This window comes from Pedobacter sp. Leaf41, from assembly GCF_001422545.1.
Classification (GTDB): domain Bacteria; phylum Bacteroidota; class Bacteroidia; order Sphingobacteriales; family Sphingobacteriaceae; genus Pedobacter.
Window position 1 is genome coordinate 169793 of record NZ_LMLE01000008.1, and the last position, 15200, is coordinate 184992.

14 protein-coding genes are annotated in these 15200 nt (G+C 36.7%); 6 read left to right on the plus strand and 8 right to left on the minus strand.

Going from position 1 to position 15200, the window contains the following annotated elements:
* Window positions 1-27: 27 nt before the first annotated feature.
* Window positions 28-351 (plus strand): heavy metal-binding domain-containing protein, encoded by a 324-nt coding sequence (locus ASE92_RS13100; protein WP_056850562.1) that lies wholly within the window; start codon window positions 28-30, stop codon window positions 349-351.
* A gap of 81 nt (window positions 352-432) precedes the next feature.
* On the opposite strand, the gene pfkA is transcribed toward ASE92_RS13100, so the two are convergent.
* From pfkA to ASE92_RS13120, 4 genes are all read right to left on the minus strand, one after another.
* Entirely contained in the window at window positions 433-1416 is a 984-nt protein-coding gene (gene pfkA, locus ASE92_RS13105) for a 6-phosphofructokinase (protein ID WP_056850563.1), read from the minus strand.
* A gap of 4 nt (window positions 1417-1420) precedes the next feature.
* Complete coding sequence (locus tag ASE92_RS13110) at window positions 1421-3112, minus strand: protein-disulfide reductase DsbD (RefSeq protein ID WP_056850564.1); 1692 nt, start codon at window positions 3110-3112, stop codon at window positions 1421-1423.
* Window positions 3113-3254: 142 nt separating this feature from the next.
* Complete coding sequence (locus ASE92_RS13115) at window positions 3255-3704, minus strand: protein-disulfide reductase DsbD domain-containing protein (protein ID WP_056850892.1); 450 nt, start codon at window positions 3702-3704, stop codon at window positions 3255-3257.
* A 7-nt stretch (window positions 3705-3711) separates the two neighbouring features.
* Window positions 3712-4488, minus strand: coding sequence for a biotin--[acetyl-CoA-carboxylase] ligase (locus ASE92_RS13120; protein ID WP_056850565.1), 777 nt, complete (start codon window positions 4486-4488; stop codon window positions 3712-3714).
* Window positions 4489-4532: 44 nt separating this feature from the next.
* On the opposite strand from ASE92_RS13120, the gene rsfS reads away from it, so the two are divergent.
* From rsfS to ASE92_RS13140, 4 genes are all read left to right on the plus strand, one after another.
* On the plus strand, window positions 4533-4907 hold the full coding sequence (gene rsfS / locus ASE92_RS13125) for a ribosome silencing factor (protein ID WP_056850566.1): 375 nt from the start codon (window positions 4533-4535) through the stop codon (window positions 4905-4907).
* Window positions 4908-4934: 27 nt separating this feature from the next.
* The gene (ftsH, locus tag ASE92_RS13130) at window positions 4935-7040 is read left to right on the plus strand and encodes an ATP-dependent zinc metalloprotease FtsH (RefSeq protein WP_056850567.1); all 2106 of its coding nucleotides are present in this window, start codon (window positions 4935-4937) and stop codon (window positions 7038-7040) included.
* 157 nt (window positions 7041-7197) lie between these two features.
* Complete coding sequence (locus tag ASE92_RS13135; protein ID WP_056850568.1) at window positions 7198-7842, plus strand: lactate utilization protein; 645 nt, start codon at window positions 7198-7200, stop codon at window positions 7840-7842.
* 71 nt (window positions 7843-7913) lie between these two features.
* A complete protein-coding gene (locus tag ASE92_RS13140; RefSeq protein WP_056850569.1) occupies window positions 7914-8993 on the plus strand; it encodes a 3-oxoacyl-ACP synthase III family protein in 1080 nt (359 codons plus the stop codon).
* Here the strand turns inward: ASE92_RS13140 and ASE92_RS13145 are convergent.
* The 4 genes from ASE92_RS13145 to ASE92_RS13160 form a co-directional block, all read right to left on the minus strand.
* Window positions 8990-10474: a tetratricopeptide repeat protein gene (locus tag ASE92_RS13145; protein ID WP_056850570.1), complete on the minus strand. Its 1485-nt coding sequence runs from the start codon at window positions 10472-10474 to the stop codon at window positions 8990-8992. The two genes, ASE92_RS13140 and ASE92_RS13145, sit on opposite strands and share 4 nt — an antisense overlap.
* A 152-nt stretch (window positions 10475-10626) precedes the next feature.
* A complete protein-coding gene (locus ASE92_RS13150; RefSeq protein ID WP_056850571.1) occupies window positions 10627-11370 on the minus strand; it encodes a zinc ribbon domain-containing protein in 744 nt (247 codons plus the stop codon).
* Between the two features lie 160 nt (window positions 11371-11530).
* Window positions 11531-11728, minus strand: a complete 198-nt coding sequence (locus tag ASE92_RS13155; protein ID WP_056850572.1) for a hypothetical protein — start codon at window positions 11726-11728, stop codon at window positions 11531-11533.
* Window positions 11729-11777: 49 nt separating this feature from the next.
* The gene (locus tag ASE92_RS13160) at window positions 11778-12374 is read right to left on the minus strand and encodes a hypothetical protein (RefSeq protein WP_157255745.1); all 597 of its coding nucleotides are present in this window, start codon (window positions 12372-12374) and stop codon (window positions 11778-11780) included.
* 485 nt (window positions 12375-12859) lie between these two features.
* Here ASE92_RS13160 and ASE92_RS13165 point away from each other — a divergent pair, with 485 nt between their 5' ends.
* Complete coding sequence (locus tag ASE92_RS13165) at window positions 12860-14686, plus strand: hypothetical protein (protein WP_056850574.1); 1827 nt, start codon at window positions 12860-12862, stop codon at window positions 14684-14686.
* Window positions 14687-15200 lie beyond the last annotated feature (514 nt).

The window sequence follows — 15200 nt, forward strand, 5'->3', positions numbered from 1 at the left end:
TTGCTTCTAATTATAAAAACTGAAATTATGTTATTAACCACAACGCCTTCGGTTGAGGGCAGAAAAATTGTAAAATATGTTGGTCTGGTTACTGGAGAGACCATTATCGGTGCAAATATTTTTAAAGATTTATTTGCCGGGATAACAGATATTGTTGGTGGCAGGTCGAGCTCGTACGAACGCGTTTTGAGAGAAGGAAAAGATACGGCTTTGAACGAAATGCAGCAATATGCAGCTGCTTTAGGGGCAAATGCAATAGTTGGAATCGATTTGGATTATGAAACGGTAGGTAGCGGCGGTAGCATGCTTATGGTTAGCGCTAATGGCACTGCGGTTATTTTAGAGGGTTAAAATATTGCTTAAGGCGAAAACTAAGCAAAAAAAGAAAGTCTTTCCGGTGCGGGAAAGACTTTTCTATTTTATTCAAAATTTTTAGAAAGATAAAATATCAATCAATTTCAGCCATTTAGAGCTTACTTTTTCTGCATCTATGTGCTTAATCGCATGATCGAAAGGGGTAAAGGTAATTTCCCGGTTAACCTGACCGGCCATTACACAGCTTTCCCCATTGATTAAACCTTCTACCGCAGCAACCCCCAATTGACTCGCCAATACGCGATCCATACAGGTGGGTTTTCCGCCCCGTTGAATGTGCCCTAAAACAGAAACTTTGGTATCATAATGCGGGTATTTTTCCTGCAGAATTTCGCCTACTTTAAATGCACCTCCGGTATCGTCGCCTTCTGCAACAATGATAATTTTCGATGCTTTATCTTTTCTACTATGTTCTAATTTATGTAAAATATCATCTGCGTTCATGTTCGCTTCAGGGATCATAATCGCTTCGGCGCCTACGCCGATGCCGCTTCGCAAAGCAATCAGACCAGAATCGCGGCCCATTACTTCGACAATAAAAAGCCTGTCATGAGATTCTGCAGTGTCTCTAATCTTGTCAACCGCATCAATAACGGTGTTAATCGCAGAATCATAACCAATGGTAAAATCGGTACCAGCGAGATCGTTATCTATTGTTCCTGGCAGGCCAATGATCGGAAAATCGAACTCCTGTGCAAAAATGTTGGCACCAGTAAAGGTTCCATCTCCACCAATCACAATTAGGGCATCTATATTTTTTTCTTTTAAATTATTGTAGGCAATCTGTCGGCCTTCTTTGGTTCTAAAAGCCTCACTTCTGGCGGTTTTTAAAATCGTTCCTCCACGTTGAATGATGTTCGCAACAGATTTCCGCTCCATGGCGATGAAATCATTACTGATAAGCCCTTCATAACCGCGGATAAAACCTGTTACTTGAATATCATAATAAATTGAGGCCCTAACTACGGCCCTAATGGCAGCGTTCATGCCTGGCGAATCTCCACCAGAGGTTAAAACGCCAATGTTCTTTATCTTTTTCATTTAATTATTTCTTTCCATTGAAAATATCCAAGGCACTCTGCAAATATAGCGCATATTCTTTTGCATCGAATATTGCGCCTTGAGGAGCCACAAGGGTTTTCAAATCATGACCAGCCAATACATAAAATGGCTGAGAATTGGAATTATAGGTAGTTGCCTGAAAATCTGCATTCCAGGCGCCTAAATCTTTGGTTTGTTTACGAAGGATTTCTGAATAATGCACCTGATTAGCTGGCACTTCTATTGATCGCTCATCAACATAAAGCTGAATAAGAACAAACTCTTCTCTGATCAATCGGCCAACTTCCGGATCAATCCATACCTGATCTTCCATTCTCCTGCAGTTTACACAAGCATGGCCAGTAAAATCAATTAATAAAGGTTTTTTAACTTCTTTAGCATAAGCAAGTCCTTCATTTAAGTCGAAAAACGCATTAAAGCCACGGGGTGGGTGCAATTTCTCAGCATATTTCACTTTGGCAGGAAAACCTGTAGGCGGCGTTGAAGCTTGAGCATTTCCTCCTAAAACAAAATCCTGAGTATTCATTGGCGGGGCTAAACCGCTTAATGTGCTCACTGGAGCACCCCATAATCCAGGTAAAATATATACAGCAAATGAAAAGGAAAGAATAGCTAAAAACAGCCTAGGTACAGAAACATAAGGTAAATCACTGTCGTGTGAGAATTTGATTTTCCCTAAAAGATATATTCCCATCAACACGAAAATCACAATCCAAAGGCAAAGGAAAACTTCTCTATCGAACCACTCCCAATGCCATACCAAATCTGCAGCTGATAAAAATTTAAGTGCTAAAGCCAATTCGAGAAAGCCTAAACATACTTTTACGCTGTTTAACCATCCGCCAGATTTAGGCATGCTGTTTAAAAAGCCTGGAAAAATAGCAGATAAAGTAAAAGGCAGAGCCAGAGCAAGGGCGAAACCGAACATGCCTACCGCCGGACCGAGCACATTGCCTTTTGAACTTGCTTCTACCAACAAGGTTCCAATTATTGGGCCTGTACACGAAAATGAAACTAAAGCTAAAGAGGCCGCCATAAAAAATATGCCTCCTAAACCTTTACTGGTATCTGCTTTCTGATCGATCTTGTTTACAAACGAACTAGGCAAGGTAATTTCGAAAGCGCCAAAGAAAGAAATGGCGAATACAACAAGCAGAATAAAGAATGCAAAGTTGAACCAGCCACTACTACTTAATTCATTTAGCTTACTTGAACCGAAAAGAACGGTAATGAGTAAGCCAAATACCACATAAATAACAATGATCGAAATTCCATAGATGATGGCTTGTCCGATGCCTTTTTTTCTACTGCCCGCTTTTTTAGTAAAATAACTAATTGTTAGTGGTACCATGGGGAAGATGCAGGGCATTAAAAAAGCTAGAAAGCCACCGAAAAGACCTTTGATAAAGGTTTGCCAAAGGGTTAGTTTTTCGGCTCCATCAGTTGAAGACGAAGGCTTCTCGACGTTGTTTTGGCTAATTGGTTTATCTTTTTTAACGGTATCTGCAATAATTTTATTTGCTGCGCTATCTTGTGCAGAGCCTACCTCTGTAAAAACGATATCGTCGGGCGGAGCCGTGCTCGTAGTATCTTGTGTTACAGTAGCGTAACTTTTAAGAGCAGGTAACGCCAGAAACGTTAATGCTATTAATAACAATAAAAAAACCTTTTTCATTTGTGTGTTTTGTGTTTGAGGCGTGAAATTAAGAATAATTTCATAAAGACATCCCGCTAATGCCGAATGGACCTCAGATTTTACTTTAAAAAGAAACAGTCCCGAAAAATTCGGGACTGTTAGGTAATACTTTTAATATCAATTATTTAACCGGGATACTAAACTCAACTTCTTCCGGCGGCAAGCATTGTCTATCGTTACAAACCATAAACTCTACTTTGCCTTTAACAGTTGTTGCGGCTTTATTCAATTTAACTTTTTGCGTGAAGATTACCGATTTCTCAAAATAACTTACATTCATTTTAAAGGTGTCTTCGTATTTTGTAATGGCTTTTGGCTCAGCAGTTTTACCCACTAATGAAAAATCTTTCGAAGGGGAGAAAGTAAAAGTTGTTTTTACCGGACCTCCGTCTTTAACATTTTGAGAGTAGATGTGCCATCTATCGTCAATTGTTGCTTTTAAATATAAAACAGCTTCAGTTTTACTAACCTTTTTTGCTGCGTAAGACCAGGTAACTGGCTTTTCGATTTGAGCAAATGCCGCAACAACAGTAAACAATACCATTGATAACGCCAGTGTGATTTTTTTCATTGTGTGTTTATTTTGTGTGTGTAAATTCAATTTGTTTAAAGTTAAAAGATTTTTGATCATTACCTACCTTCATGATTAATCGCCCCTCATCTTCAACACCTATAATCTCACCTTCAAAAACCCGTCCATCTTCTTTATAATATGCCAGTTTATTTATGGCGTATAACTTTTCGAGGTATCGATTTTTAAGGCTTTCAAATTTTCCTGATTTCAAAACTAGGTAGTATTTCTCCATAAAGACGAATAATTTCTCCATAATTACTTCCAGCTGAAACTCTTTTTGTAAAATCTGAAAGACAGAGCTGGCACGCTGCGTTATTTCTTCGGGGAAATCTGTTTGATTAATATTTAAACCAATGCCAATAACGGATGATTTTATGATTGTACCTGTCAGTGCGTTTTCTATTAAAACGCCACCCAGTTTCTTATCTAAATAGTACATATCATTTGGCCATTTAATACTTATTCCGCTTGTGATAAAATATGATAAAGTTTCACTAATGGCCAAACTAACCGCCATATTGAGATAAAACTGTTTATCAAGAGGCAAGAATGAGGGTTTAAGATAGATACTCAAACTGATGTTTTTACCCACCTGCGTTTGCCAAACGCTATTCTGTTGCCCTCTACCAGCGAATTGATTATCTGCCATAATTACAGTTCCTTCCGGTAATGGCTCGGATTTTGACACCAGTTCTTTCAAAAAGTTATTCGTAGAATCAACCTCTTTTAATTTGATTAAATTTTGACCAACAAATAGTGTCGAAAAAGTGTTATTTTGCAAGGGTTGAATTTATAATATTGTAATTCCAAAATTAAAGCATTTTAATGGTAAAAAAGAAAATAGTAGCCCTTTCTACATACCTTTCTGAGTTGGCCGTTCATGGCATTCAAGAGAAAAAAGGAGAAGATATAGTGCGGTTAGATCTAAAAAATATTCATACATCTGTAGCAGATTATTTTATAATAACGAGTGCAAATTCTAGTACTCAGGTGAAAGCAATTGCCGATAGTGTAGAAAAAGAAATCTATAAAGCGACTCAAACCGACCCAAGACATAAGGAAGGTTTCGAATCGGCAGATTGGATTATTCTTGATTATTTTGATGTGGTTGTGCACATTTTTAAAACTGAAAAACGCCATTTTTATGGCATAGAAGAATTGTGGGGAGATGCTGAGAGTACAAATTACAAAAGCGCATAACCTCTGGAACCATTTTGAACAAGACAAATGAACGATAATCAAAATACAAACGAAAACAAAAAACCGGGAAAGAGAATTCCTAATATCCCGAAAAAACCACAAAAAGGACCAAAGTTTAATATTTTCTGGGTTTATGCTGCAATTATAGTTGCTATCATAGCTGCTCAGGTTTTATTTTCTGGAGATGGCGGTAAGAAAGTTGATTATCCAGAATTCGAAAGCAAAATGCTTTTGACTGGAGACGTTGAAAAATTGGTCGCTTATAAAAGCGAAGATTTAGTTAAAGTGGAAGTTTATATTAAAAAATCTGCTTTAGATAAACCAGAATACGAGAAATATAAAAGCACAAGTAAGTTTTCTACTGCCAATAGTGGCCCAATTGTATACTTCAATGCTGGTACAATGGATGGCCTGGATAAGCAGTTGGCAGAGTCGCAAAAAAACCTTCCTGCTGATCAACCAAGAATTTTGGCTGAAAAAGATAGCCGTAGTAATCCATTCTTAGGTTTGTTGGTTAACATCGGTTTGCCATTGCTTTTATTAATCGGTTTCTGGATTTTTATGATGCGTAGAATGGGCGGCGGTGGTGCCGGTGGCGGTCAAATTTTCAGCATTGGTAAATCAAAAGCAACACTTTTTGATAAAGAAAGTCAGGTTAACATTACGTTTAATGATGTTGCGGGCTTAGAAGAAGCAAAACAAGAGGTAATGGAGATTGTAGATTTCCTTAAAAACCCTAAAAAATATACCAACCTTGGAGGTAAAATTCCAAAAGGTGCATTGCTTGTTGGTTCGCCAGGTACTGGTAAAACTTTGTTGGCTAAAGCTGTTGCCGGTGAAGCGCAAGTTCCATTCTTCTCTTTATCAGGTTCTGATTTCGTGGAAATGTTTGTAGGGGTAGGTGCGTCACGTGTGAGGGACTTATTTAAGCAAGCAAAAGACAAGGCGCCGTGTATCATCTTTATTGATGAGGTGGATGCAATTGGTCGTGCTCGTGGAAAAAACAGCGTAATGGGTGGAAACGATGAGCGTGAAAACACATTAAACCAATTATTGGTAGAGATGGATGGTTTCGGAACGGATTCAGGTATTATCATTTTAGCGGCAACCAACCGTCCTGATGTATTGGACTCTGCTTTATTGCGCCCCGGTCGTTTCGATAGACAAATTTCTATTGATAAACCAGATTTAGTGGGTCGTGAGCATATTTTTAATGTTCACTTGAAGCCTATTAAAACAGCGCAGGAAGTTGATGCAAAAAAACTATCTGCTCAAACCCCAGGTTTCGCAGGTGCAGAAATTGCCAATGTTTGTAACGAAGCAGCATTAATCGCAGCACGTAGAAACAAAGAGCAGGTTGATATGCAAGATTTCCAAGATGCAATTGACCGGGTAATTGGTGGATTAGAAAAGAAAAATAAAATCATTTCGCCAGAAGAAAAACGAATCGTTGCTTATCATGAAGCTGGGCACGCTATTGCAGGTTGGTTCCTGGAACATGCAGACCCATTGGTTAAAGTTTCTATTGTTCCACGTGGAGTTGCAGCCTTGGGTTATGCCCAATACTTACCAAAAGAACAGTTTTTATATACAACGGAGCAGTTAATCGACGGAATGTGTATGACAATGGGAGGACGTGTTGCTGAAGACATTACTTTCGGTAAAATTTCAACCGGGGCTCAAAACGATTTGGAGCGCATTACCAAACTTTCTTATGCCATGGTGAGTATTTATGGTATGAACGAGGCTGTAGGTAACGTTTCGTTTCACGATCCTCAGAACGAATACAATTTTAACAAGCCATATTCTGAAAAAACATCTGAATTAATTGATGTTGAAGTTCGTAAACTGATTGGAGATGTGTACATCAAAACCAAACAATTGTTGTTGGATAAACAGGATGGGTTAGAAAAATTAGCTCAAAAATTATTGGAAAAAGAAATCTTATTCCAGGCAGATTTGGAGGAAATCTTAGGCAAACGTCCTTTTGATACCAGAACCACATACGATGAATTCGTGAATGGAACTGGAGATCAGACTCCGGCAGCAGAAGGATTGCTTCACGATGGCGTTAGCGATACAGATATTAACAAAGAAGTATCTGGTTTAAATCCCTCTTCTGAGAAAGAGTAAATAGATATGCTCCATTGCATATAAACACAATTATACATAAGTTTGAAACCTTGAACCTTAAAAGTTCAGGGTTTCATTTGTTTAGATACATTGATTAACAAATCAACTACAAGACACAGAACTTGTTTTGCATCTTAACAAAAGCAAGTACAAAAAAATGAAGGATAATACCACCGCTAAAGAACAAATACTAAAAAAGATAAGGAAAGCGCTTTTGGAGAAGCGAGAAAATCCATATCCTAATGCGGAGGAAAGTCCTCTTTACAAAAAAAACACGCAAGAACTTGAGGTACTATTTGCCGAACAGTTGACTGCTATTTCCGGAAATTTTATCTTTTGTGAAGATGGCATCGATTTTTTTGAAAACATGCTTCAATTGGCAGATAAGTTTAAATGGCGCAAAATTTACTGCTGGGAACCTGAACTTCAGGAATTTCTGGCTAAGTATGAATTTCCTTTTTACCAAACAGATAAAGATTTTGAGCAAGCTGAAGTGGGCATCACCTTGTGCGAAGCATTGGTTGCCAGAAACGGAAGCGTAATGGTTACCAACCAAAGTGCAGCCGGCAGAAGGCTAAGCATTTTCCCGCATCACCACATTGTGATTGCCAGAACGAGTCAACTGGTTTTAGATTTAAAAGATGCCTTCCAGCTGCTTAAAAATAAATACGGAAATCAAATTCCATCGATGATCAGCAATATTACCGGACCAAGTAGAACGGCGGATATTGAGAAAACATTGGTATTAGGTGCGCATGGGCCAAAAGAATTGTTTGTGTTTTTAATTGACGATTTTAGTTAAAAAATTTCTATTTCTTATTTATTAACCATATTTTTATACTACATACCGTTTTAGTATGCGGTATTATAATTATGAGCAAAGTAATAAATACGGTTATCACCGGCACTGGAAGTTATATTCCTGAAAATATTATCTCTGGTAACAAATTCCTAAATTCAACTTTTTTTGAGAATGGGAATCGACTAGAAAAGGAGAATTCCGAAATTATACACAAGTTTTCTGAAATTACCGAAATTGTAGAAAGGCGGTATGTTTGTCCAGAACAATTGAGTAACCATATTGGCGCTAAAGCAGCTGAAAAAGCAATCGATGATGCTGGTATTGATAAAGAAACATTAGATTATATCATCTTCTGTCATAATTTTGGAGACATTCCCTTGGGAAGTAATCGTACAGATATTTTACCTTCACTGGCCGCGAAAGTTAAGCAGCAGTTGGGCATTTCAAATCCCGATTGCGTAGCTTATGATATCATCTTTGGTTGTCCGGGTTGGGTGCAGGGTTCAATCCAGGCAGATTATTACATTAAGAGTGGTGACGCTAAAAGAGTGATGGTGATTGGAGCCGAAACCTTAAGCAGAATTATCGATCCGCATGATCGCGATAGCATGATATTTTCTGATGGAGCAGGAGCAGTAATTTATGAGGCAAAAGAAGAAGATTCGGAGAAGAAAGGAATTTTAGCCCATAAAACTGAGACTCACGCGGTTAATTATGGTAATTTACTCATCATGGGTAAAGGCTCTAACCCGGAAGAAACCAGTGGCAACTATTACCTGAAAATGAATGGGCGTAAGCTCTATGAGTTTGCCGTGGTACAAGTGCCTCAGGTAATTAAAAAAGCACTCGATAAGGCCGAACTAAGTGTAGAAGATGTTAATATTGTATTCGTTCACCAGGCCAATGGTAAAATGGATACCGCGATTATGAAGCGATTGTTTAAGCTTTACGGTAAAGATACTGTTCCAGAAAATCTGGTACCGATGACGATCTCCTGGTTGGGTAATAGTTCGGTTGCAACAGTACCAACTTTGTTAGATCTGGTATTGAAAGAACAAGTGAAAGGTTATAAAGTGAAGCCTGGTGATGTAGCCGTTTTTGCTTCTGTTGGTGCTGGAATGCACATCAACGCCTTTATTTACCGTTTTTAGTTAAGCCTTTTCAAACCCGCTTTAGCCTGGCTTTCAATACTGCTTTCATATTCGTGGTTTTTCATGGAAACGGCATTATTGAAAGCCTCTTTTGCTTTCGCAATGTTCTTACGCTTTTCATAAACTTTGCCCATTTGCAAAGCAGCATTTGCAGCAAAATAATATTTTGAATTTTTACCAAGGTTGATTGTGGCCTGATAAGCATCTAAGGCATCTTCGTCTTTTCCTAAATCATCATAAATTCTACCCAAACGGTAATTAAATTCTGTTTTATCCTTCTCAGAAGAAAAATCTGCAGTTTTTTTATCGCCTAAAATTTGCAATGCCCTGGTTAAATAGCCGCCATCAAACAACAACCTTGCTTTTAACAAATCGATGGCTGGTTGTGGAGATAACGCTTCATTTTTTGCTTGCTTATCTTTCTCATTATAGGTGTAACCATTGTTAATGGCTTTAGCCACAAATGCGGAGTAACCATTTTTGTCACCTTTTAATAACGCAATCCAGCCCAAATGTAAATAGGTATCTTTAATATAATTTACGCCCTTATTGCTGCTTAAAAAGCGGTTGAAATAGGTAGCTGCAGATAGATCTAGCTTATTTAGGTGCGCTAATCCCTCTAAATAATCCAAATAAGGAAAGGGTTGGTAAAGCGAGCCCTCCGGTTTTTTTGCGAGAATGGCAATGGCTTCATCATTGTGTGCGTTCTTGATGCAAACATAGCTTCGTAAATAGCTTTTTAATAGACTTGTATCTGCTATTCGATCCGTATATTTCATTGTCTTTGAATAAGCCGAACTGCTATGGGCAACATCAGTTAATACATAAGCATAGTAAAAAACCACTTCTTCATAAAACGGTTCATAAGATGACTTTGGCAAATTATCAGCCAGCTTTTCGAACATATTTAAGCCCGTTTGAAGATTTCCTCTTATCCCAAAAGTTGATAAAGTACTTTTTAGTGCGCCATCAGGAAGATTTCCCAGAACAGCATTAATTAAGCCTAAACCTTTCATGTTCAGGTGGAAGTTTGGAAACTTTTTGATGTTATCCTGAAGCAATCCATTGGCTTTTTTTATTTCCATCGCGGCGTTGAAATATTCCCCAAAGCGACCGCGAATTAAAGCCCATTGTAAATTGATTTCGGCCTGTGCGTATAAATAGTACGGAGAGCTTTTATCATCATCACTTATTTGATCCAACCGCGATGATTTATTTCCTTTTAAACGATCGAAATCTGCTTTGCTTTCGGATGTTAAAATAATAAAATAATCAACATAGTTTTCCAAAAGGGGAATGATGGAATTATTTGGATGTTGCTTTTTTTCTGTAGAGATATACGCTCTTGCATTGCCCAGCTTAAGTTCAAATATACTTTTGTAGGCATTTAAGCAATTGGCATTAAAATCAAAATTGGCGAAAAGCGAAAGTGGAAAAACCAGTAAAGTTGATAAGGTAAGTAAGCGCAAAAATTTAATCATTTGGGATAGTCTTGTTATTATTGCACAGCAAAGGAATTTCAATTGAAAACAAATATTTAATTTAACGCATAAATATCATTCTTGTTTTGTGTAGAAACAAAAAACGTCCTGATTTTCATCAAGACGTTCTTTAAAATTTTTTGGAGAAGAAATTAAGCTTCTGCTACTTCGTGAGTTAAAGCCTCATCAACCAAAATACGACCACAATGCTCGCAAACGATGATTTTTTTACGCTGACGAATATCTAATTGACGTTGAGGTGGAATCTGGTTAAAACAACCTGAACAAGAATCACGATCGATCGTTACAACAGCCAGGCCGTTAATAGCGTTTTTGCGCAAACGTTTATAAGCGATCAATAATCTCTCATCAATAGTTGGCTCTGCTTTATCAGCTTTCTTTTGTAAATCTTGCTCTTCCTTTTCAGTTTCAGCAGTAATTACATCTAACTCGCCTTTTTTAATATCTAAATCTTTTTTTCTACCTTCTAATTCAGCTTTAGCAGCTTCATAGATTTCGGTTTTAGAAGTGATTTCGAAACCATGCTCTTTGATTTTCTTTTCAGAAACCTGAATGTCTAATCCTTGAATCTCAATTTCTTTAGTTAAAGCATCGTATTCACGGTTGTTTTTAACTTCTTTTAATTGAGTATCGTATCTTTTGATTGCTGCCTGAGCATCTTTGATTGTATTTTTACGGTTTACGATCGAATCCTCAAGATCATCAAGTTCACCTTTAATTTTTGAGATTCTAGTTTCTAATCCTAAAACATCGTCTTCTAAATCGGCAACTTCCATTGGTAACTCACCACGTACCTGGCGAATTTTATCAATTTTGGTGTGGATATTTTGTAATTCGTATAAAGCCTTTAGCTTTTGTTCTACGGTTTGTTCCATTAAAACAAGTAATTTATGGGTATAATTATAATCTTCTTAATATCAGTCACTTAGGATGGCTCTCTTTTGTAAAGGGGCTCAATTTGGGCCTCATTGAATCATCTTCTCGTAATCCCAAATTGTCCCAGTCCTTATGTAAGCTTGCAAAGATAATGAATTATTATCTTTTCTTTGCATATAGATTGCTATATATCTGTTGTTTGGCTCTTGCCTCCAGTTGCTGTTTCTTGGTTATATAGTTTGATTTCTTAGGATAGAATACTTCCTCCAATTTCTTTAATATCCCAATAGCTTCAATAAGCATTTGAGTATTTAGTGAATCTACATGACCATTACTTCTTGAATTATCTCTTTCCATTTCGGTATAGGTTAAGTTGCCCCATCAATAATTAGACGGGGCATAGATTCTACAATTGTGCACTTAAATTGATAAATGGAGTAACATACACAGGGAAGTTGACCTTTGAATCAGCTCGCTCCTCATAATCAATATGAACCATGAATATTTTCGAAACATCAGATAAACAGCTATTCAAAATATCAACTAGATGTGGCTTCGATCCTAAAATTCTTCGTTCACCATTTACTACTCTCATAATGTCGCGTGTTGTATACCTCTTTCCGAGTTCTAGTTTAGCCTCCAAAGCTTCATTATATTTAGCATCATCTGTTGACGCAACCGAAAATGAATAAACCCTCTCCATCAAGGGTTTCCAAGCATTTGTACCACGTACAGTTAATGCACTAATTATTTGAAGCGACTTTGAAGTTGTGTAAAACTCTTCTAATACAATAAGTCTTTCTTCTTGGATTGGGGTCAGATCATTCTCATTCAGCAACTTAATATGTTGCGGAAAGAAGTTACCATCTAACAAATTCTGGTGGGAAACTGCAATTGAATTAGTAGTTTCTTCGGCTCTACCTTTAGAGGGAACCAAGACAGCTTGAGAGCCGCCATAAATTTCATTACTATCCATAATGTATAGATTCGGGAATAATCCCATTAAACAAAAGTTTAGCTTTAACGCCACATTATGACGATACGAAGCAATTATTTACACTATGAACCAAAATCATATCCATGATTTTAATAAAACACTTGACGGATATTCACTAAATCATACAATTGATTTCTTGAATCGATGCAAATATGGATATTTTTGATTTTACTAACAACATCTATTGCTGAAAAGGATAATTTTAATCATAATTAGTACACTATTCTGACATTTTAATAGATCTTAGGCTTATCATCTTATATAGATTTATTAATAGGAATTTTCAATTCTTACTAATATTGACGAAATTTGTAACTAACAAGTTATAAGCAAACTAAATGTTAATTAAAGGATAAAGGCCTATCAAAAGAGGCCTTTTACTTTCAATAACATGTCATAAATCTCCAATTTGCTTAATCTAGATTTCTACAATAATGCAGTTGCTTCGAGTTATTCAGATATGAAATTAATAAAGAGTAATTGCTTATACAGTGCACAACACAATTCAAATTGAAATTAATGAAAACGCAAAACTAAAAAGTGTTTTCCCAGACGGTTTAATACCAAACAACAGTGACATAGATAAGGGTAAAACAGGCAACGGTTTAACGACCGCAGAGCTTTTAGCAGATAGACATAGTATTATCGTAAATCCACAAGTAAATACTATCGGTGACAAACAGGCATTCTGCACAACAGAAAAGATTAATGTCCATGCCATTTATACTGGAGAGGGTAAGGGAATTGAAGAGTTTTTATTAAGCGACCTTCCTAAAAAGAAAATATTCGTTACGCCCGAAAGCTTTCCATTAATTATTACAGCAGCAATTAAATCTGGTCTAGAGCAGAAATTGTATAACGAATTCTTCTGCCTGCTAGACGAATCACATTGCTTTGCTAGCGAAAAGTTTCGCAATGGTATTTTAAGACCTTTTAATCATTTCTTTAAGTTTCAGAACAAGGCCATGGGTTCAGCTACACCTTTTCCATATACTGACCCAAGAATAGTGGCATTACAGAAATACAAGATAATGTACAAGGATTTGCTTGGAAAGATGAGCATAATATACGGAGAGAAACCGCAAGATATATTGGCGAACATGCTTCAGGGATGGGAATTCAAGGGTAATGTTCACATTTTCTTTAATACGGTAACTTCATGTGGAAATGTGGTTAGAACTACTGGAATAAAAGATTTTAATATTTACTGTGTTGATTCAGAAAGAAACAAAGCAAACTTACATGAGTTTGGCGATAAGATAATTGATAGACCTATTCAAGGCAAATACGCAAAGTTTAACTTTTATAGCTGTCGTTATATTGAGGGGTGGGATATGTTCGATGATGAAGACACAACTATGATTTTTGTTACAGATGTAAAAGTTAGCCACAGCATAATGAATATTGGAATTAAGGGCGTTCAAAGTATGGGGAGATTAAGAAACCTAAAGCCATTAAATGCTTACCATATAACCAATTCTTTTAACAAACCTGACAAATACAACAAGAGTATAAAACAAATTCAATGGCAAGTTGAAATGGAGGGACGCGAACATGTTACCTATTATAACCAATATCGTAAAAAAGCATTGATGGAATTCAGACCAATTTCCAAAAGGTTATTAGACCTAGTGGGACCGTTCGCCAATATAATTGATGAGTGGGCAGAATATTGCCATATGAAGTCCAACCAAGAATTGTATGAGGAATTTACTCGAAATACATACAATAACATCGATACGATTAAAGAATGTTGGGTTAACGCAAGGTATGAAACAGGAGTGTATTTATGGGAATTACCAACAGTAGAAGTGAAAGGTAAGCAACAAAACGAGATAAATAGGGAGGTGCACCAATTGATAATGGAATACAGAAACAATCTACTACAGTTCAGCTATGGAAATGCCAAAAAAGCTTTTAAGACTCTAAAAGGCAAATACTCCATCCTTTTCCAGGCAATAGATATCTTAAACGACACACAATTAAAAGAAACAGACTATCACAACGACAAAATGAAACAAGCATTAATCAACCAAAGCAACGCTAACCAACGAGGAAAACTTATAGTTGCTCTAATTGAAGAATTTAAGATTGGTATTAGATACTCTAGGAAATATATCAAGAATAAGCTTCAGGAACTTTATAAGGAATTTAACATTATCGGAACTAATGGAAGGATCAAGAATGCAAAGGCAACCGACCTAGAAGATTTTGAACTATTTCATTTGAAAGAATGTAAAATAGATGGGGATGGAGGTAAAAGACAGCAAGCGTTCGAAATCGAGGCTAAGAAATATCTTATCAGCATTGCTGCATAACAGACTATAGAATGGTATAAATTTATTTTCTACTTCAAGCTTTTATATAAAAGAGAGTCGTTCATAAGAAATTTATGCCATTCACCAGTCAATACAACCACACCGGCTTTAAGTCGATAATCAATAAAATATTTTTCTATTTTTAAATAGCTGGCTAAAAATAACTTGTGTGTATTGAACACCCCCCCTCTATCATATCAGACCCCCGCATCGACTCTAGCGGGACATACAAAGAATTGCAACTCTCCAACTGAAAATTTATATCTATAACTTAAACAAGAAGGCTGTCTGAAACCACCACTTTTACCTCATAGATTACCAATTTCTACTTTATAAATTTCCATTACAGACTATTAAACCGACTCGACATTTGCCGTTTAACAAGATTTAGATTGACCAAAATCGATCAATAATCTTCGACAATACAATCACATTAAAATCGAATCTAACACAATGCACCGCTTAAAAACGGTGCATTTCTATTATATACCAATCTACAAACAGATGCTTCCAT

What these genes read in the sequence shown, in the direction of transcription:
- ASE92_RS13100 (WP_056850562.1), top strand. Translation starts at nt 28, where the DNA reads ATGTTATTAACCACAACGCCTTCGGTTGAGGGCAGAAAAATTGTAAAA.
- pfkA (WP_056850563.1), bottom strand. Translation starts at nt 1,416, where the DNA reads ATGAAAAAGATAAAGAACATTGGCGTTTTAACCTCTGGTGGAGATTCG.
- ASE92_RS13110 (WP_056850564.1), bottom strand. Translation starts at nt 3,112, where the DNA reads ATGAAAAAGGTTTTTTTATTGTTATTAATAGCATTAACGTTTCTGGCG.
- ASE92_RS13115 (WP_056850892.1), bottom strand. Translation starts at nt 3,704, where the DNA reads ATGAAAAAAATCACACTGGCGTTATCAATGGTATTGTTTACTGTTGTT.
- rsfS (WP_056850566.1), top strand. Translation starts at nt 4,533, where the DNA reads ATGGTAAAAAAGAAAATAGTAGCCCTTTCTACATACCTTTCTGAGTTG.
- ftsH (WP_056850567.1), top strand. Translation starts at nt 4,935, where the DNA reads ATGAACGATAATCAAAATACAAACGAAAACAAAAAACCGGGAAAGAGA.
- ASE92_RS13135 (WP_056850568.1), top strand. Translation starts at nt 7,198, where the DNA reads ATGAAGGATAATACCACCGCTAAAGAACAAATACTAAAAAAGATAAGG.
- ASE92_RS13140 (WP_056850569.1), top strand. Translation starts at nt 7,914, where the DNA reads ATGAGCAAAGTAATAAATACGGTTATCACCGGCACTGGAAGTTATATT.
- ASE92_RS13145 (WP_056850570.1), bottom strand. Translation starts at nt 10,474, where the DNA reads ATGATTAAATTTTTGCGCTTACTTACCTTATCAACTTTACTGGTTTTT.
- ASE92_RS13150 (WP_056850571.1), bottom strand. Translation starts at nt 11,370, where the DNA reads ATGGAACAAACCGTAGAACAAAAGCTAAAGGCTTTATACGAATTACAA.
- ASE92_RS13155 (WP_056850572.1), bottom strand. Translation starts at nt 11,728, where the DNA reads ATGGAAAGAGATAATTCAAGAAGTAATGGTCATGTAGATTCACTAAAT.
- ASE92_RS13160 (WP_157255745.1), bottom strand. Translation starts at nt 12,374, where the DNA reads ATGGGATTATTCCCGAATCTATACATTATGGATAGTAATGAAATTTAT.